The organism is Sinorhizobium fredii NGR234, assembly GCF_000018545.1.
Taxonomy (GTDB): domain Bacteria; phylum Pseudomonadota; class Alphaproteobacteria; order Rhizobiales; family Rhizobiaceae; genus Sinorhizobium; species Sinorhizobium fredii_A.
Window position 1 is genome coordinate 528,526 of sequence record NC_012587.1, and the last position, 13,995, is coordinate 542,520.

Consider the following 13,995-nt stretch of genomic DNA (forward strand, 5'->3'; position numbering starts at 1 on the left):
TAATTTAGGAATGCTTACGGGCGGCCCGAACCATGCATCCGCTCGCCGCGGTGGATGACTATCGGGACGGTATTTTCGGCAGGAAGACGGTGAAAATGCCGAGCAGCGGCAGATAGGAGCAGATTTGGTAGACGAATTCGATGCCGTGGCTGTCGGCGAAGACGCCGAGCACCGCGGCCCCCATGCCGCCGAAGCCGAAGGCAAAGCCGAAGAAGACGCCGGCGATCAGGCCGACGCGGCCGGGAACGAGTTCCTGGGCGAAGACGACGATCGCCGAGAAGGCCGACGAAAAGACGAGGCCGATCACCACGCTGAGCACGCCCGTCCAGAACAGGTTGGCATAGGGCAGCATCAGCGCGAAGGGGATGACGCCGAGGATCGACAGCCAGATGACGAAACGGGCGCCATAGCGGTCGCCGATCGGCCCGCCGAGGAAGGTTCCGGCCGCTGCGGATCCGAGGAAAAGAAACAGCATCAGTTGCGCCTGCTGCACGCTGGTGCCGAACTTTTCGATGACGAAGAACGTGAAATAGCTGGAGACACTGGCGAGATAGACGTTCTTCGTCGCGGTCAGCAGCACGAGGATCGCGACCGTCCAAAGGACGCGGGCCTTCGGCAGCGGCAGGGCCCGGTTCGGCGCGGCGCGGCTCATGGTCGAGCGGCGATGCCGCACGTACCATGTGCTCACCCAGGACAAGACGAAAAAGCCGGTGATGGCGACGATCGAGAACCAGCCGAGGCTCCCCTGGCCGAAGGGCAGGACGATGAAGGCGGCAAGCAGCGGGCCGAGCGCACTGCCGGCATTGCCGCCGACCTGGAACAGGGATTGCGCCAGCCCGTGGCGGCCGCCCGAGGCAAGCCGCGCTACACGCGACGATTCGGGATGGAAGATCGCCGAACCGACGCCGATCAGGCTTGCCGCAATCAGGAGCATCCAGAAGTGATCGGCATGGGCGAGAAGGAGAAGTCCCGAACAGGTCGACAGCATGGCGACGGGCAGGGTGTAGGGGAGTGCCCAGCGGTCGGTGACTATCCCGACGGCCGGCTGCAGCATCGAGGCCGTGACCTGGAAGGTAAAGGTCAGGAGGCCGATCTGCACGAAGTCCAGTGCGTAGTTCGCCTTGAGCAACGGGTAGAGCGCCGTCAGCAGCGATTGCATGATGTCGTTCAGCATATGGCAGAAGCTGACCGCAAGAATGACCGAGAAGGCCGTCTTTTCGGGGTTGATGCTGCCCGCCGTGACCGAAGACATGAGGTGTTTCCTTCCGAACGGCTCCCTTCGGAGCCTTTCCTCCATCTGTAGACGGCTTGTTGCTGGCCTGCTTTTGTGATTTGGTCGAATTCCTTCGTGAGTGGGCCAAATGCCGAAATCCGACCGACATTATTTGCCGGACCTACCGGATGCGGATCACTTCAGAAATCTGGAGTGGATCGAGAAGGCCAATGCACCCCTCCTGGCGATCGGCAGGGATTATGGCCGCGGGCTGATCGTCCCGCCGCACAGCCACACGCGAACGCAGCTCTGGTGGGCGCGCTCGGGCGTGGTTCTGGTGCACACCGCCGACGGGCGTTGGATGATCCCTCCCGGCCATGCCCTGCTTATTCCGGCCGGCATGGAGCACTCGGCCGAGATGGTCAGCGACGTCCGGATGCATTCGATCTACATCGCGGCGATGAGCCGGGCGCACCGGCCTCTCGTGCTGGAGATCACGGCGCTCGCCGGCAGCCTCATTGACGAACTGGTCCGTATCGAGAACGAGACGTCCTCCGAACGGCGCGAGCAATTGATCACGGATCTGTTGCTCGAAGAGATTCCGCGGCTCGCAGAGCGGCCTCTGGGGCTGCCCTTTCCACAGGACCGCGGCCTTGCCGGCCTCTGCCGGAAATTCCTGGAGGCGCCTTCGGCCAGCGCCAATATCGATCAATGGGCCGACAACCTCGGCATCAGCCGGCGCTCCTTCACGCGCTTCTTCCGGCGCGAGACGGGCATCAGCTTCGTCACCTGGCGTCAGCAGGCCTGCATCTTCGCATCGCTGCCGCGCATTGCCGATGGCGAGCCGATCACCACCGTCGCGCTCGATGCAGGCTATGAGAATGTGGCGGCCTTCACGACGATGTTTCGCCGTATGCTGGGTGCCCCGCCTAGTCTCTACCTGCGCGGCCGCGATCTCTGATAACGAAGGCTCATCCGGGCGCTTGACCGGCCGGCGCAGCGGGGTCAAACAGGAGCCATGAACAGCTCATCCGTCGATTCCGGCCGCGTGCACGATGCGCCGTCGAAGAACTGGGTCTACCGCGTGCTGCCGCGGGCGCTCTGGCCCTATGCGCAGCTCGCCCGTTGGGACCGGCCGATCGGCTGGCAGTTGCTGATGTGGCCCTGCCTCTGGTCTGCCGCGCTGGCAGGTGGCGCGGCAGCCGCACTCGGCAGCTTCTCCCCGGCTCGCTTCCTCTTCCACGTCATTCTTTTCGTTGCCGGGGCGATCGCCATGCGCGGCGCCGGCTGCACGTACAACGATATCGTCGATCACGAGATCGACATGGAGGTGGCCCGCACCCGTTCGCGGCCGCTGCCGTCCGGCCGCGTGACGCGCGCCCAGGCGAAGGTCTTCATGGTGCTGCAGGCCCTCGTGGGTCTCGTCGTCCTGCTGCAGTTCAACGCCTTCACCGTTTTTCTCGGCATCGCCTCGCTGGGGCTGGTGGCAATTTATCCATTCGCCAAACGCTTCACCGACTGGCCGCAGTTCTTCCTCGGCCTGGCATTTTCCTGGGGCGCCATCATGGGCTGGTCAGCGGAATTCGGCTCACTGTCCTTTGCCGCCGTCCTGCTCTACGCCGCGGCGATCGCCTGGACGATCGGCTACGATACGATCTATGCCTATCAGGACCGGGAAGACGACGCGTTGATCGGTGTGCGTTCGACGGCACGCCGTTTCGGCGACAACCCGCGGCCGTGGCTGATCGGACTTTACGGCCTGACCATCCTGCTGATGTTTCTTGCCTTCCTGGCGGCGGGCACCGGCTTCTTCGCCCATGTCGGGCTCGTCGTGGCGGCCGTCATGCTCGCCTATCAAATCCTGGTGCTGAACATCCACGATCCCGAGCAGTGTCTGGCGCTCTTCAAGTTCAACGGCGTCGTCGGGCTGATCGTCTTCGCCGGGATGGTGCTCGCGCTTCTCCCGCGCCTGATATGAAGAATCCTCCGGAAAGTCCGGAGTGTTCTCAAACGCTCAATATTGCTTGAGTTCTCACGCCCAGCTCGGTTCGGCGTCGGCCTTGCGCCGCTTCGCCGCGAGGCAGATTCGAAAAGCGGCCCTAAGGGCGACGAGGGTGGCGAGCAGGTGCTTGCGCATCGGTATCTCCTTCATTCGTTGCCTTGGCTATGTGCCGCTTGTGGCATGACGAAGGCCGAACCTGCTGTTTCCACCGTAACACCGACCGCACAACAAAAAACCGGCCGCAGGGATTGGCCGGCTTTTGCACTGGAGAATGGTTTAGGACCGGCAGCCCGTCAGCTCCGGGCGATGATCTCGCGCCCGTCGATCTTCATGTGCACGCCGAGCTTGCCGGTGGAACGGCGCACGAGGAAGCGGGGTCGGCGCTCGGCAAAGAAGGAGTGGCGCCGGCGCGGCTTTACCGGTGCCGTGCGGATTTCGCCGAGATGTTCTTCGAGCGGCCGCGCGACCCCGTCCGCCTCAACCATCAGCATCGGGATGCGGTAGGCCTCGGCCCAGGCACGCCAGTCGGCCGCGATGTCGGAAAGGTCGTGCGCAACGAGCAACGGGATGCAAAGATCCGGATCGTCGTGATGGAGCTCCAGCGTCACAGTTACCTCCCCGTCGCCATGGTCGATGGCCCGCGCCGCGACTCCTTTGAAAGCTCGTGCCGGCAAGGCGATCGAAAGGGGCAGGCCGCTGGATGGTAGCACCTTGCGCAGGACGGCGCCACGCTGGTCGAGGCTGATGCTCACATTGCCCACATCGCCGCGCAGGACATAGGTCGCCTGCTGCGGAAAACGCTTCGGATCGAGCCGCAGCGTGTTTCCTACCCAGGCCGGTTGAGAGAGTGTGTTGCGCATTTTTAATCGCCCTTGTTTTCCTTGAGAGCCGGTTCCCGGTCTTCTTCTCGGGACGTTTTCGTCCTCTATGGGCGGGAGGATAGGCGGCCCCCCTTCCGGGTGACTTAAAAATCGCGGTTAAAAAAACTTTGCATCTACCGATGGTTAGCAAAAGCCGAGGCGGCAAGGTTTCTCGTTCGTCAACGAAATTGCCGGCATTTTGCGGGTCGGCGGGCAGTCGGCCGAAAAGCCACGCACAAGCCTGTTGATCCAGTTTCGGACGATCGGAATAACCATTGGGGATGTCGCGCGCCGGCTGTCCCCAATCCTTGTTGGCGGGGCAGCGCGCATGGTTTCGACCTATCTCGACTACAATCTCATCGCGCGGGACATGAAGGTCAGCCTGAAGCGGGTGTCGGAGCAGACGGTCGTCGCGCGCGACACGCAATACTACAAGGAGAATATCGGCAATGTGAGTTCGGTAGACGCGTTCCTCGACGACTACCGGCTCTATTCCTACGCGATGACGGCCTTTGGCCTGGGGGACATGATCGATTCGGTCGCCTTCATGCGAAAGGTGCTCGAAAGCGACCTCTCCGACACGAGCAGCTTCGCCAACAGCCTGACGGACGACCGCTACCGCGAATTCGCCCTCGCCTACAGCTTCAGCGGCGCGACCGCCGTCTCGCAGACGGAGGCGCAGCTCGACGAGATCATCGGCCTCTACGATACGAGCATTCTCAACATCGCGGAGACCCAGGAGGAGGAAACCCGCTACTACAACGTCATGATCGACAAGATCACCAGCGTCGATCAGCTTCTGAACAACGACAGGCTGAGAGCCTATGTCTTCACGGCCTTCGGCGTCGACGAAAGCACCTATTCCCGCCAGACGATCCGCAGCGTGCTGTCCAGCAGTTCCGGCGATGCGAGCAGCTACGAGAATACAGTGATTGCTCCGAAGCTCTCCGAACTCGAGACCGCCAAGGCCGCGGCGGAAGCGCAGTTGACCGCCGGCGGCCTCACCGACGAGGAAGAGGCGGAACTCGAGAGCAAGATAACGACCTACGCAAATTCCATTGCCACGCTGAACAACTATATCGACCTCGCCGCTGCCTTCGACTTTAACTCCGATGGCACGGTGACCGCGGGCGCCGCACAGACGGACGAAAACAAAGAGACGACCAACGAACTCTATATCTCCAGCAATTCCCGCGTTACGTCGCAGGCGGCGCTGCTGAACAAGGCCTATTTCGAGGAGACGATCGCGAGTATCACGACCGTCACTGAGCTCCTCGCGGATACACGCCTCTACAATTACATCAGGACCGCTTTCGACCTCGACGAGGTGACGATCGTTTCCGCAACGATCAAGAACATTCTGACGAGCGACCCGGATGACCCCGACAGCTATGTCAACACGATCGGCGGCGGCGACGCGAACTATCTGGCGCTTGCCAATGCCTTCAACTTCCAGGAGGACGGCACGCTGGCCGTCGGCGACAGCGCGCAGACTGCGGCGCAGACGACGCTCACCTCCAACCGCTACATGACGCGTTACAACGACAAGGACGACGAAGCCGACGAAAAGGCGGTCAGTGCCTACAAGACCGCTGTCGCCAGCATGACGTCCGTCGACGATTTCATCGGGTCTGCGTCGATCTATGATTTCGCCCTCAAGGCCGTCGGCCTGGATCCCGACACGGCAAGCACACGGACCATCAAGCGCGTCCTGACCAGCGACCTCACGGATCCGAAAAGCTACGTCTACTCGCTCAAGGACGAGCGTTACGTGACGCTCGCCAAACTGTTCAACTTTACGACAGAGGGTGAGATCGGCCCGCCGGCACTGGCTCAATCGGAAACGCAAATCCAGGAAACGGCAAAGAACCATATCGTCATCAAGTCCCGTTTTGGGTCGGAGGACGACAAGACCAAAGCTCAAGAGGAAAGCGAATATTATACGGCCGGGGTTGCCAAGCTCTCCTCGCTTGACGAATTCCTTGCCGACGACCGCCTTGTCACCATAGCGCTTGAGGCGAACGGCATCGACCCCGAGGGGGTGACCGCCGACGTGCTCCGCCAGATCTTCAACTCCGATCTCGACGATCCCGAGAGCGTCATCAACGAACAGGAAAATTCCGCTGCCTATGTCTCGCTCGTTACTTCCTTCAATTTCGATAGCGAAGGAAACGTGCTGCGCGAGGACAGGGATAGCATCGTCACGCGCCAGGGGCTCTACGAAACGCTCGACCAGTATCTGCGCCAGACGCTGGAAGAACAGGCCGGCGAGAGCAATGAAGGCGTTCGCCTCGCGCTCTATTTCGAACGGAAGGCGGGGTCGCTCGTCGATGCCTATGACCTCCTGGCCGACGACGCGCTTGCCGAGGTCTTCCGCACGATCTTCAGCCTGCCCGACGAGTTCAGCACGATGGACATCGACCAGCAGGCGAAGATCGTCGAAAAGAATCTCGATCTCGAGAAACTGAGCGACCCGGCTGAACTGAAGAAGCTGCTGGCACGCTTTGCCGTGCTTTACGATCTCGAAAACAACACGGAGGTCGACCCGGCTGTGTCGGTCCTGACAAGTACGGGCAGCAGCGTCGGCATCAGCGCCGACACGCTCTATACGCTGTCCCAGCTCCGGATGGGCGGGTAAGCGCCGCCTTCGTCTTGGAGCGGGATGAGGAAAAGCGTGTGCGGCTTTCCGCCCGCATCCCGCTCTAACTCATTAGAATCGATCACGTTTATGATTTTGGGTCGATTCGACCCAAAATCATCGTGATCTAGTCCTGCCGCAGCACCTTGTCCGGATTCATGATCCCGGCCGGATCGAAGGCATGCTTGATCCGCCGCATCAGCTCGATCTCGATCGGCGAGCGGATGGCCGCGAGTTCGTCGCGCTTCAACTGGCCGATGCCGTGCTCGGCCGAGATCGATCCGTTGTATTTCAGCACGATGGCGTGAACGATCGCGTTCACTTCGCGCCAGCGGGCCAGAAAGGCCTGGCTATCCGCGCCGATCGGCTGGGAAATGTTGTAGTGGATGTTGCCGTCGCCCATATGGCCGAAGGCGCAGATGCGCGCATCGGGGATCGCCGTCATGACCGCCGCGTCCGCGTCCGCCATGAAGGCCGGAATGCTCGACACCGGCACAGAGACGTCGTGCTTGATCGAGCCGCCTTCGGGCTTCTGTGCCGGCGACATGCTCTCGCGCAAGTGCCAGAGCGCCTTTCGCTGCGCTTCGCTCTGGGCGATGACGGCATTTTCGACGAGACCGTCGTCGATGCCTGCCTCGAGCAGGCCTTGCACCATCCGCTCCGCGCTCTCGGCGGAATCCGAGCTGGAGATATCGATCAGCGCATACCAGGGATGGCTCGTTTCCATCGGATCGCGAACGCCCGGTATGTGGCGGGTGGTGAATTCGATGCCGAGCCGCGGCATCAGCTCGAAGCCGGTCAAGGCGGGGCCGCAGAGGCTCGATGCCCGGTCGAAGAGGCTGAGCGCGGCGTCAACGCTTGCGAGCCCGGCAAAGGCGACCTGATGGCCGCGCGGTTTCGGGAACAGCTTCAGGACCGCGCCGGTGATGACGCCAAGTGTTCCCTCCGCGCCGATGAAGAGATCGCGCAGATCATAGCCGGTATTGTCCTTCTTGAGCCGCCTCAGGCCATCCCAGACTTCTCCGGTCGGTAGCACGACTTCCAGCCCCAGGCAGAGCTGTCGCGTGTTGCCATAGGCAAGCACCGCGGTCCCGCCGGCATTGGTGGAAAGATTGCCGCCGATCCGCGCCGAGCCTTCCGATCCGAGCGACAAGGGGAACAATCGGTCGACGTCGTCCGCCGCCTTCTGGATATCTGCGAGAATGCAGCCGGCATCGGCGACGATGACATTGCCGACAGGGTCGATGTCGCGGATGCGATTCAGCCGTTCGAGTGACAGAGCCACGTCGGCCTTTCCCTCGCGCGGGATCTGTCCCGCAACGTGGCCGGTGTTGCCGCCCTGCGGCACGATCGCCGTTTGCGTCCGGCTGGCGAGCTGCAGGATTCGCGAGACTTCATCGACCGACCCGGGTTTGAGCACGAGCGGCGTCGTGCCGTGGTAGAGGCCGCGCGATTCGACGAGGTAGGGTGCCGTCTCTGCCGGGGCGGTCAGCGCATGGCCGGGGCCGACGATGTCCGCGAAGGAAGCGATCAATTCGGGAGAAGGGATTGCTGTCATGATCCTGCCTGCGATTCGTCTTGCCGGTCAAATCCTTGGGGCGGCGGCCCGCTCGAGGCGGTCGACGATCGCTTCGCCGAGACCCTCGCTTGGAACCGGGCCGAAAGCGATGCTTGAAACGCCGCTCGCGTCCGCTCTTTTCATATAGTCGAAAAGATTGGCGGCTGCTTCCCTGAGATTGCCGCTGGGGCTCAAGTCGAGCACGATCGCCGCCGCGCTTTCGCCGGGCAGGGCCTTGCCGCCGAAGCGGATCAGCGCCTCACCCTTGCGGACGTCCTTGGCATTGAGCCGCACCGCAGCACCGGGTGCATAGTGCGAGGCGAGCATGCCGGGCGCCTCGATCGTCGCCCCCGCCGCTTCCGGGCGTCCGACGGTAAGGCCGGTGAGCGCCTCGATCTCCGCCGCGTCGAGACCGCCCGGCCGGAGCAATCGGAGCCTGCCGGCTTCGACCTTGATGATCGTCGACTCAAGGCCGATTTCGGCTGGTCCCGCATCGAGGATCAGCCCTAGCTTCGCGCCGAGGTCCGCTTCCACATGCGCCGCGCTGGTCGGGCTGATCTTTCCCGACGTATTGGCGCTCGGGGCGGCCAGCGGCCGCCCGAAATGTGAAATCACCCGGCGGGAGAAGCCTTCGGGCATGCGGATCCCCAGCGTCTCGAGGCCGGCCGAGGCAAGGGCATGCACGGTGCTTTCGCGCCGCTCAGGCAGGATCAGCGTCAGAGGTCCGGGCCAGAATGCCTCCGCGAGCCGCCTGGAGAGCGGGTCGAACACCACATGCGCTTCGGCCATTGCCATGTCGGAGACATGGCAAATCAGCGGATTGAAGCGCGGCCGGCCCTTCATCTCGTAGATGCGGCTGATCGCATCGGCATTGGTCGCATCCGCAGCAAGGCCGTAGACGGTCTCCGTCGGAATGGCGACAGGCTCACCCTCGGAGAGCGCGGCGCAGGCCTTCTCGATCGCTCGGTCCGGTTCGATGCGCGTGTCGATGATTTCGGCCATGGCGGTTTCTGCTCCTTCCGTCGTTTCCTTAACGGAGGAGGCGGGAAAACAGAACGATTTTCTTGGGCTTAGAGGCGGCGAATGATCCGCCGCAGGGCCTCGTCGCGTGCGCCGAGCATCAGGACGTTCTTGAGCGCCACTTTCGGATCCTGCGTCCGGAAGATCAGACCATTGCCGCGAACGTTGCGATTGATGGCCATTTGCCCGCCTTCGGCGTTCGGCTCGATCGCAACCGCGAAATACATGCGTGAATAGCTTGGCTGTATCCGCTCGAAGAAATGCGTCTCGTCACCGAGGTCCGAGAAGAAGTTGGCGAAATAGAAAGCCCAGGCGATTTCGCGCGAGTGATTGAGGTTGGTCCTTGCGGCCGTCACATGGCAATAGCCGAGATGGGGACTGTCGGCGAGCGTCCGGTGGAAGATCAACTTCGGAAACTGGATAGAGGCGTGAAAGCCGTTGATCCTCTTGTGGGTCGTTTCGCCGGCCGCCTGCAGCTTCCGGCCCGTTTTCTCGGCCACCTCCTCATGGGTCATGTAGCGGCGCTGCTCGGGCAACCACGGGCGGCGCCGGTCGATGCGGCCGGTGCGCAGGAATTCCGTATGGCCCGCCGTTTTCGGCGTCGGCGCCTGTGTTCCGCCGGAGGCGTCGTAATATCTGAGCTTTGCCATCGACCTCTGCGTCACTTTTCAGCCAAGCGGATTGATCCGTCAGCGAACGCTAAATCACTATGGTTAACAGACTATTTCGGCGCTTCGCCGGTTGTCTCGCCTTGCTTTGTGTCGCAAAAAGGCCAGCCGTCTTCGCGGCGGAGACGGCGCTTCTCAGAAAATTCAGCGTCTGGAAGCGTTCCACCTATCGTATTGTTTATTCTATAAAATATTATAGATGCCTCGACGTGATCGCGCGAAAATCTCTGTCGTCTTTCCAAAATGGAATGTCGCACATCGGCAGTTGTCGAGCCGAACTCCCCGCCTAGATTGAGATCGTCAAGGTACCGCCCCAGGGCAGGGATGGAGAATTGGGGAGCCGCTCAAATTCCGGCTGCCACGCAACGGTGGAGAACCCCAGCCTTGAGGCGTAAACGACCGTAACTGGTTGCGGCGGGCAGCCGGATCGGGACCATGGCGCACGGCATATCTTCGGCGCGGGTTTCTGTCCGTCCTCTCCGAAACAGGGCTAACGAGGATATGGGCATGGACATTCAGAACGATATGCTGCGCAAGCTGAAGACGCGTCGCGACGGCTACAGTCTCGATCGGGCTTTTTATATCGACCCGGACTACTACCGCCAGGACCTGGAGCATATTTGGTACAAGGACTGGCTCTTCGTCGGCCACGACTGCGAAATCCCGCGGCCCGGCAATTATTTCACGCTGCAGGTCGGCGACTACCCGGTCGTCATCGTGCGCGATCGGCAAGGGGCGGTCCGGGCGCTGCATAACTCCTGTCGCCACCGCGGCTCGCGCGTTTGTACGCAGCACAAGGGCTCCTCGGCCAAGCTCGTCTGTCCCTATCACCAGTGGACCTACGAACTCGACGGCCGGCTGCTTTTTGCCCGGCAGATGCCGGAAGGCTTTGATCCGTCCGAGCACAGCCTGAAGCCGGTCAATTGCGAGACCGTCGGCGGCTACATCTTCGTCAGCCTCGCCGACGAGCCGATGGATTTCCAGCCGTTCCGAGAGACCGTTGCCGGCTATCTGGCGCCGCATCGCCTAGGCGAAACCAAGGTCGCCTACGAGAGCAAGATCGTCGAGAAGGGCAACTGGAAGCTTGTCTGGGAGAACAACCGCGAGTGCTACCATTGCGCCGCCAACCATCCGGAACTCTGCCGGACCTATCCGGAGGCTCCGACCGTGACCGGCGTCCAGGGCGCCATGGACGATCCGGAAATCGGTGCCCATTGGGAAAGATGTGAGGCGGCGGGGCTGCCGAGCGCCTTCAAGATCGGCCCGACCGGCCAGTTCCGCATGACGAGAATGCCGCTCATCAACGGGGCCGAGAGCTATACGATGTCCGGCGAGAGGGCCGTGCGCCAACAGCTTTCCGCCGGCGTCGACGCGAACCGCATCGGCACGCTGCTTCTCTTCCATTATCCGACGACCTGGAACCACATCCTCGGCGACCACGCGATCACCTTCCGGGTCTTGCCGCTCGGGCCGGAACTGACTGAGGTCACGACCAAATGGCTTGTCAACAAGGATGCGGTCGAGGGTGTCGACTATACGCTCGAGGATCTGACGCATGTCTGGACCGAGACCAACGACCAGGACCGCCAGATCGTCGAGGAAAACGCATTCGGCATCCGTTCGCCGGCCTATCAGCCGGGGCCCTATTCGGCGGAACACGAGGGGGGCGTCATGCAGTTCGTCGACTGGTATTCGCGCTTCATGCTGGATCGCCTGCAGGGCAGCGCCGCTCCTCTGTCGCGGGTGGCATGACCATGGAAATGGCCCGCTCCTTCCACCATTTCGACGAGCTGCACCCCTGGATCGATCGCCAGCACCTGCTTGAATGCACCTCCGTGGTCGCCGAGACCGCGGATGTGATGACCTTCACCTTCCGCTCCGACAGGCCGGCCTGGTTCCGCTATCTGCCCGGGCAGTTCGTGACGCTCGAACTTCCGACCGGCGAGGAACCGGTCATGCGCACCTACACGCTGTCGTCGACGCCGTCGCGCCCGCTTTCGGTTGCCGTGACGGTGAAGGCGCAGTCGAACAGCATCGGCACGCGCTGGATGTTTGACAATCTGAAGCCCGGCATGGTGTTGAAGGCGCTGGGGCCGCTCGGCGATTTCAGCTTCGTCCGGCATCCGGGCGAAAAATATCTCTTCATCTCGGCCGGGTCCGGCATCACCCCGATGATGTCGATGACCCGCTGGATGGCGGACTGCGCGCCGGCAACGGATGTCACCTTCGTCTCCTGCGCGAGGCAGCCGGAAGACCTGCTATTCAAGTCGGAGCTCGAGATCCTCGCCCGCCAGATGCCGCACCTCAATCTCGGCTTCCTGGTGGAAGGGCACGAAGCCCGTCACGGTTGGCACGGCCTGCGCGGCCGCATCGATGCGACGAAGCTGCCGCTGCTCGCACCGGATGTTCTCGAGCGAACGGTCTTCTGTTGCGGCCCCGAGCCCTTCATGCGCGGCGTCCGGGACATGTTGAAAGGGGCCGGCTTCGACATGGCCCGCTACCACCAGGAAAGCTTCCAGCCGGCAGCGGCCCCGGCGGCAGAGGAGCTTGCCATTCGCGCCGGACCGGCGACCGGCGCTGGCGCCGAGGCGGCGCGGGTGACCTTCACGATGAGCGGCAAGGATGTTTCGGCGGTCCCCGGCCAGACGATCCTGCAGACGGCACGCGCCAACGGCGTCAGGATTGGTGCCGCCTGCGAGGGCGGCATCTGCGGCACGTGCCGCGTGTTGAAGATCGCCGGCGATGTCGCGATGAACCACAATGGCGGCATTCTCGACGACGAGATCGACGAGGGCTACATCCTCGCCTGTTGCTCGCGGCCCTTGGGCGACGTTCAGATCGAGGCGTGAGCGATTTTATTTCGGAGCGGGGGCTGCCGTTGGTCCGCGTCAGCGGCGCTCGGGCTGGTTGGGCAGATGCACCTCGGCCGCTTTTACGCTGATCGCCCCGGTGACCGTTCCGTCGACGCCGGTGCCCGATCCGCTGTCGGCCTCGGCGCGGCTGATGAGCAGGGGCTGCGTGAGCGGGATGGAGACGGCTGCGCTCGCTGCAGGCGCGCTGCCGAGCTTCGCGGAAGCGACGACCGTGACGATCGGCGGCTTTTCCGGGAGGAGCGCGCCTTGCGCCCAGACCTTCTTCAATTCCGAAACGCTCATCGCGGCGACATTGACGTCGATGTCGTTGAGCGTGCCCGGGACGCGATAGGGACAGCGCTTCTTTCCGCAATTATGGGACGACGAGAATTGCCATAGCGCGTAGCCGTCCCAGTTGCCCATCGGGAAGACGTCGCGAATGTCGGGTTTGTAGCGGGCATACCAGAGCGGCAGGCGCGAAAGCAGCCGGTGTTGATGGCGGTTGGCGGCGATGTATTTCGCGGTAATGTGGTTGGTATAGAGGATGGGGTAACGCCCGGTGCGGGCCTTGATGTGGCCGGCAAAGATCGCGGCGTCCTCGAGCGACATGTAGTCTTCTGGATCGATGCCCTCGATGTCGAGGACCATCAGTTCGTCGTCGCGCGGCTCCGCATAGTCGAGGAAGTGATTGGCCTGATCGACAGGATTGCCCGGCCGCGCCAAATGATAGGCGCCCCACAGCAGTCCCTGGAAGCGCGCGATCATCCGGCGGGTCTGGTAGAGTTCCCGGCTGACCGCATATTTTCGCCACATCGTCTTGCAGTGGGCGACAGTGTCTCCGCCGTGATCGCCGGTGCAGGTAAAGCTTTCAGGAAGGCCGTCGGAGGCTTTCGCGATGAACCCGGCGATGCGCTTGTCCTTCAGCATCGCGTCCCAGTCGATGCTGTTCAACTCGTATGCGTCGACGATGATGGCGTTCTGCCGCGCTTTCCACGGCTCGACGTCAGCGGCGCGTGCGTTCGCCGCCGCAAAGGTCAGGCCCACCAGGGCCGCCAGGCGCAAGATCATCCCCGAGATCGAGATTCCCCGCTTTTCCATTCTCTGAGATTGCCGACTTAGCGTTAAAGGGTCGTAAATCTCAGCCCCTCAGCCAATCTGCAGAAGAGCGCCGCTCCTGTACACTG

General features: G+C 62.5%; 11 protein-coding genes. 5 read left to right on the plus strand and 6 right to left on the minus strand.

Features of this window, described 5'->3' with window-relative positions; genetic code table 11:
* Nucleotides 1-58: 58 nt before the first annotated feature.
* Nucleotides 59-1,252, minus strand: a complete 1,194-nt coding sequence (locus tag NGR_RS13745) for an MFS transporter (RefSeq protein ID WP_012707058.1) — start codon at nt 1,250-1,252, stop codon at nt 59-61.
* Between the two features lie 109 nt (nt 1,253-1,361).
* On the opposite strand from NGR_RS13745, the gene NGR_RS13750 reads away from it, so the two are divergent.
* Both NGR_RS13750 and ubiA read left to right on the plus strand, forming a co-directional pair.
* A complete protein-coding gene (locus NGR_RS13750) occupies nt 1,362-2,174 on the plus strand; it encodes an AraC family transcriptional regulator (protein WP_012707059.1) in 813 nt (270 codons plus the stop codon).
* 57 nt (nt 2,175-2,231) lie between these two features.
* Nucleotides 2,232-3,191, plus strand: coding sequence for a 4-hydroxybenzoate octaprenyltransferase (gene ubiA / locus NGR_RS13755; protein WP_012707060.1), 960 nt, complete (start codon nt 2,232-2,234; stop codon nt 3,189-3,191).
* A gap of 317 nt (nt 3,192-3,508) precedes the next feature.
* Here ubiA and NGR_RS13760 read toward each other — a convergent pair whose 3' ends face one another.
* Complete coding sequence (locus tag NGR_RS13760; RefSeq protein ID WP_012707061.1) at nt 3,509-4,075, minus strand: DUF6101 family protein; 567 nt, start codon at nt 4,073-4,075, stop codon at nt 3,509-3,511.
* A gap of 328 nt (nt 4,076-4,403) precedes the next feature.
* On the opposite strand from NGR_RS13760, the gene NGR_RS13765 reads away from it, so the two are divergent.
* Nucleotides 4,404-6,713 (plus strand): DUF1217 domain-containing protein, encoded by a 2,310-nt coding sequence (locus tag NGR_RS13765; RefSeq protein WP_012707062.1) that lies wholly within the window; start codon nt 4,404-4,406, stop codon nt 6,711-6,713.
* A 127-nt stretch (nt 6,714-6,840) separates the two neighbouring features.
* On the opposite strand, the gene NGR_RS13770 is transcribed toward NGR_RS13765, so the two are convergent.
* The 3 genes from NGR_RS13770 to NGR_RS13780 all read right to left on the minus strand — a co-directional run bounded on the left by NGR_RS13770 (nt 6,841) and on the right by NGR_RS13780 (nt 9,941).
* Entirely contained in the window at nt 6,841-8,271 is a 1,431-nt protein-coding gene (locus NGR_RS13770; protein ID WP_012707063.1) for an FAD-binding oxidoreductase, read from the minus strand.
* Between the two features lie 27 nt (nt 8,272-8,298).
* Nucleotides 8,299-9,273, minus strand: coding sequence for an L-threonylcarbamoyladenylate synthase (locus NGR_RS13775; RefSeq protein WP_012707064.1), 975 nt, complete (start codon nt 9,271-9,273; stop codon nt 8,299-8,301).
* Nucleotides 9,274-9,341: 68 nt separating this feature from the next.
* Nucleotides 9,342-9,941: a DUF6656 family protein gene (locus NGR_RS13780; protein WP_012707065.1), complete on the minus strand. Its 600-nt coding sequence runs from the start codon at nt 9,939-9,941 to the stop codon at nt 9,342-9,344.
* A 525-nt stretch (nt 9,942-10,466) separates the two neighbouring features.
* On the opposite strand from NGR_RS13780, the gene NGR_RS13785 reads away from it, so the two are divergent.
* Nucleotides 10,467-11,711: an aromatic ring-hydroxylating oxygenase subunit alpha gene (locus NGR_RS13785; RefSeq protein ID WP_164924192.1), complete on the plus strand. Its 1,245-nt coding sequence runs from the start codon at nt 10,467-10,469 to the stop codon at nt 11,709-11,711.
* Nucleotides 11,708-12,808, plus strand: a complete 1,101-nt coding sequence (locus NGR_RS13790) for a hybrid-cluster NAD(P)-dependent oxidoreductase (RefSeq protein ID WP_164924193.1) — start codon at nt 11,708-11,710, stop codon at nt 12,806-12,808. The genes NGR_RS13785 and NGR_RS13790 overlap by 4 nt, the downstream gene beginning before the upstream one ends.
* Before the next feature lie 39 nt (nt 12,809-12,847).
* Here the strand turns inward: NGR_RS13790 and NGR_RS13795 are convergent, their stop codons facing one another.
* Nucleotides 12,848-13,909, minus strand: a complete 1,062-nt coding sequence (locus NGR_RS13795; protein WP_164924194.1) for a glycoside hydrolase family 25 protein — start codon at nt 13,907-13,909, stop codon at nt 12,848-12,850.
* Between the last annotated feature and the right edge of the window lie 86 nt (nt 13,910-13,995).

Excerpts from the sequence above, each read along its gene's own strand:
- NGR_RS13745 (WP_012707058.1), bottom strand. The coding sequence starts at position 1,252 with ATGTCTTCGGTCACGGCGGGCAGCATCAACCCCGAAAAGACGGCCTTC.
- NGR_RS13750 (WP_012707059.1), top strand. The coding sequence starts at position 1,362 with ATGCCGAAATCCGACCGACATTATTTGCCGGACCTACCGGATGCGGAT.
- ubiA (WP_012707060.1), top strand. The coding sequence starts at position 2,232 with ATGAACAGCTCATCCGTCGATTCCGGCCGCGTGCACGATGCGCCGTCG.
- NGR_RS13760 (WP_012707061.1), bottom strand. The coding sequence starts at position 4,075 with ATGCGCAACACACTCTCTCAACCGGCCTGGGTAGGAAACACGCTGCGG.
- NGR_RS13765 (WP_012707062.1), top strand. The coding sequence starts at position 4,404 with ATGGTTTCGACCTATCTCGACTACAATCTCATCGCGCGGGACATGAAG.
- NGR_RS13770 (WP_012707063.1), bottom strand. The coding sequence starts at position 8,271 with ATGACAGCAATCCCTTCTCCCGAATTGATCGCTTCCTTCGCGGACATC.
- NGR_RS13775 (WP_012707064.1), bottom strand. The coding sequence starts at position 9,273 with ATGGCCGAAATCATCGACACGCGCATCGAACCGGACCGAGCGATCGAG.
- NGR_RS13780 (WP_012707065.1), bottom strand. The coding sequence starts at position 9,941 with ATGGCAAAGCTCAGATATTACGACGCCTCCGGCGGAACACAGGCGCCG.
- NGR_RS13785 (WP_164924192.1), top strand. The coding sequence starts at position 10,467 with ATGGACATTCAGAACGATATGCTGCGCAAGCTGAAGACGCGTCGCGAC.
- NGR_RS13790 (WP_164924193.1), top strand. The coding sequence starts at position 11,708 with ATGACCATGGAAATGGCCCGCTCCTTCCACCATTTCGACGAGCTGCAC.
- NGR_RS13795 (WP_164924194.1), bottom strand. The coding sequence starts at position 13,909 with ATGGAAAAGCGGGGAATCTCGATCTCGGGGATGATCTTGCGCCTGGCG.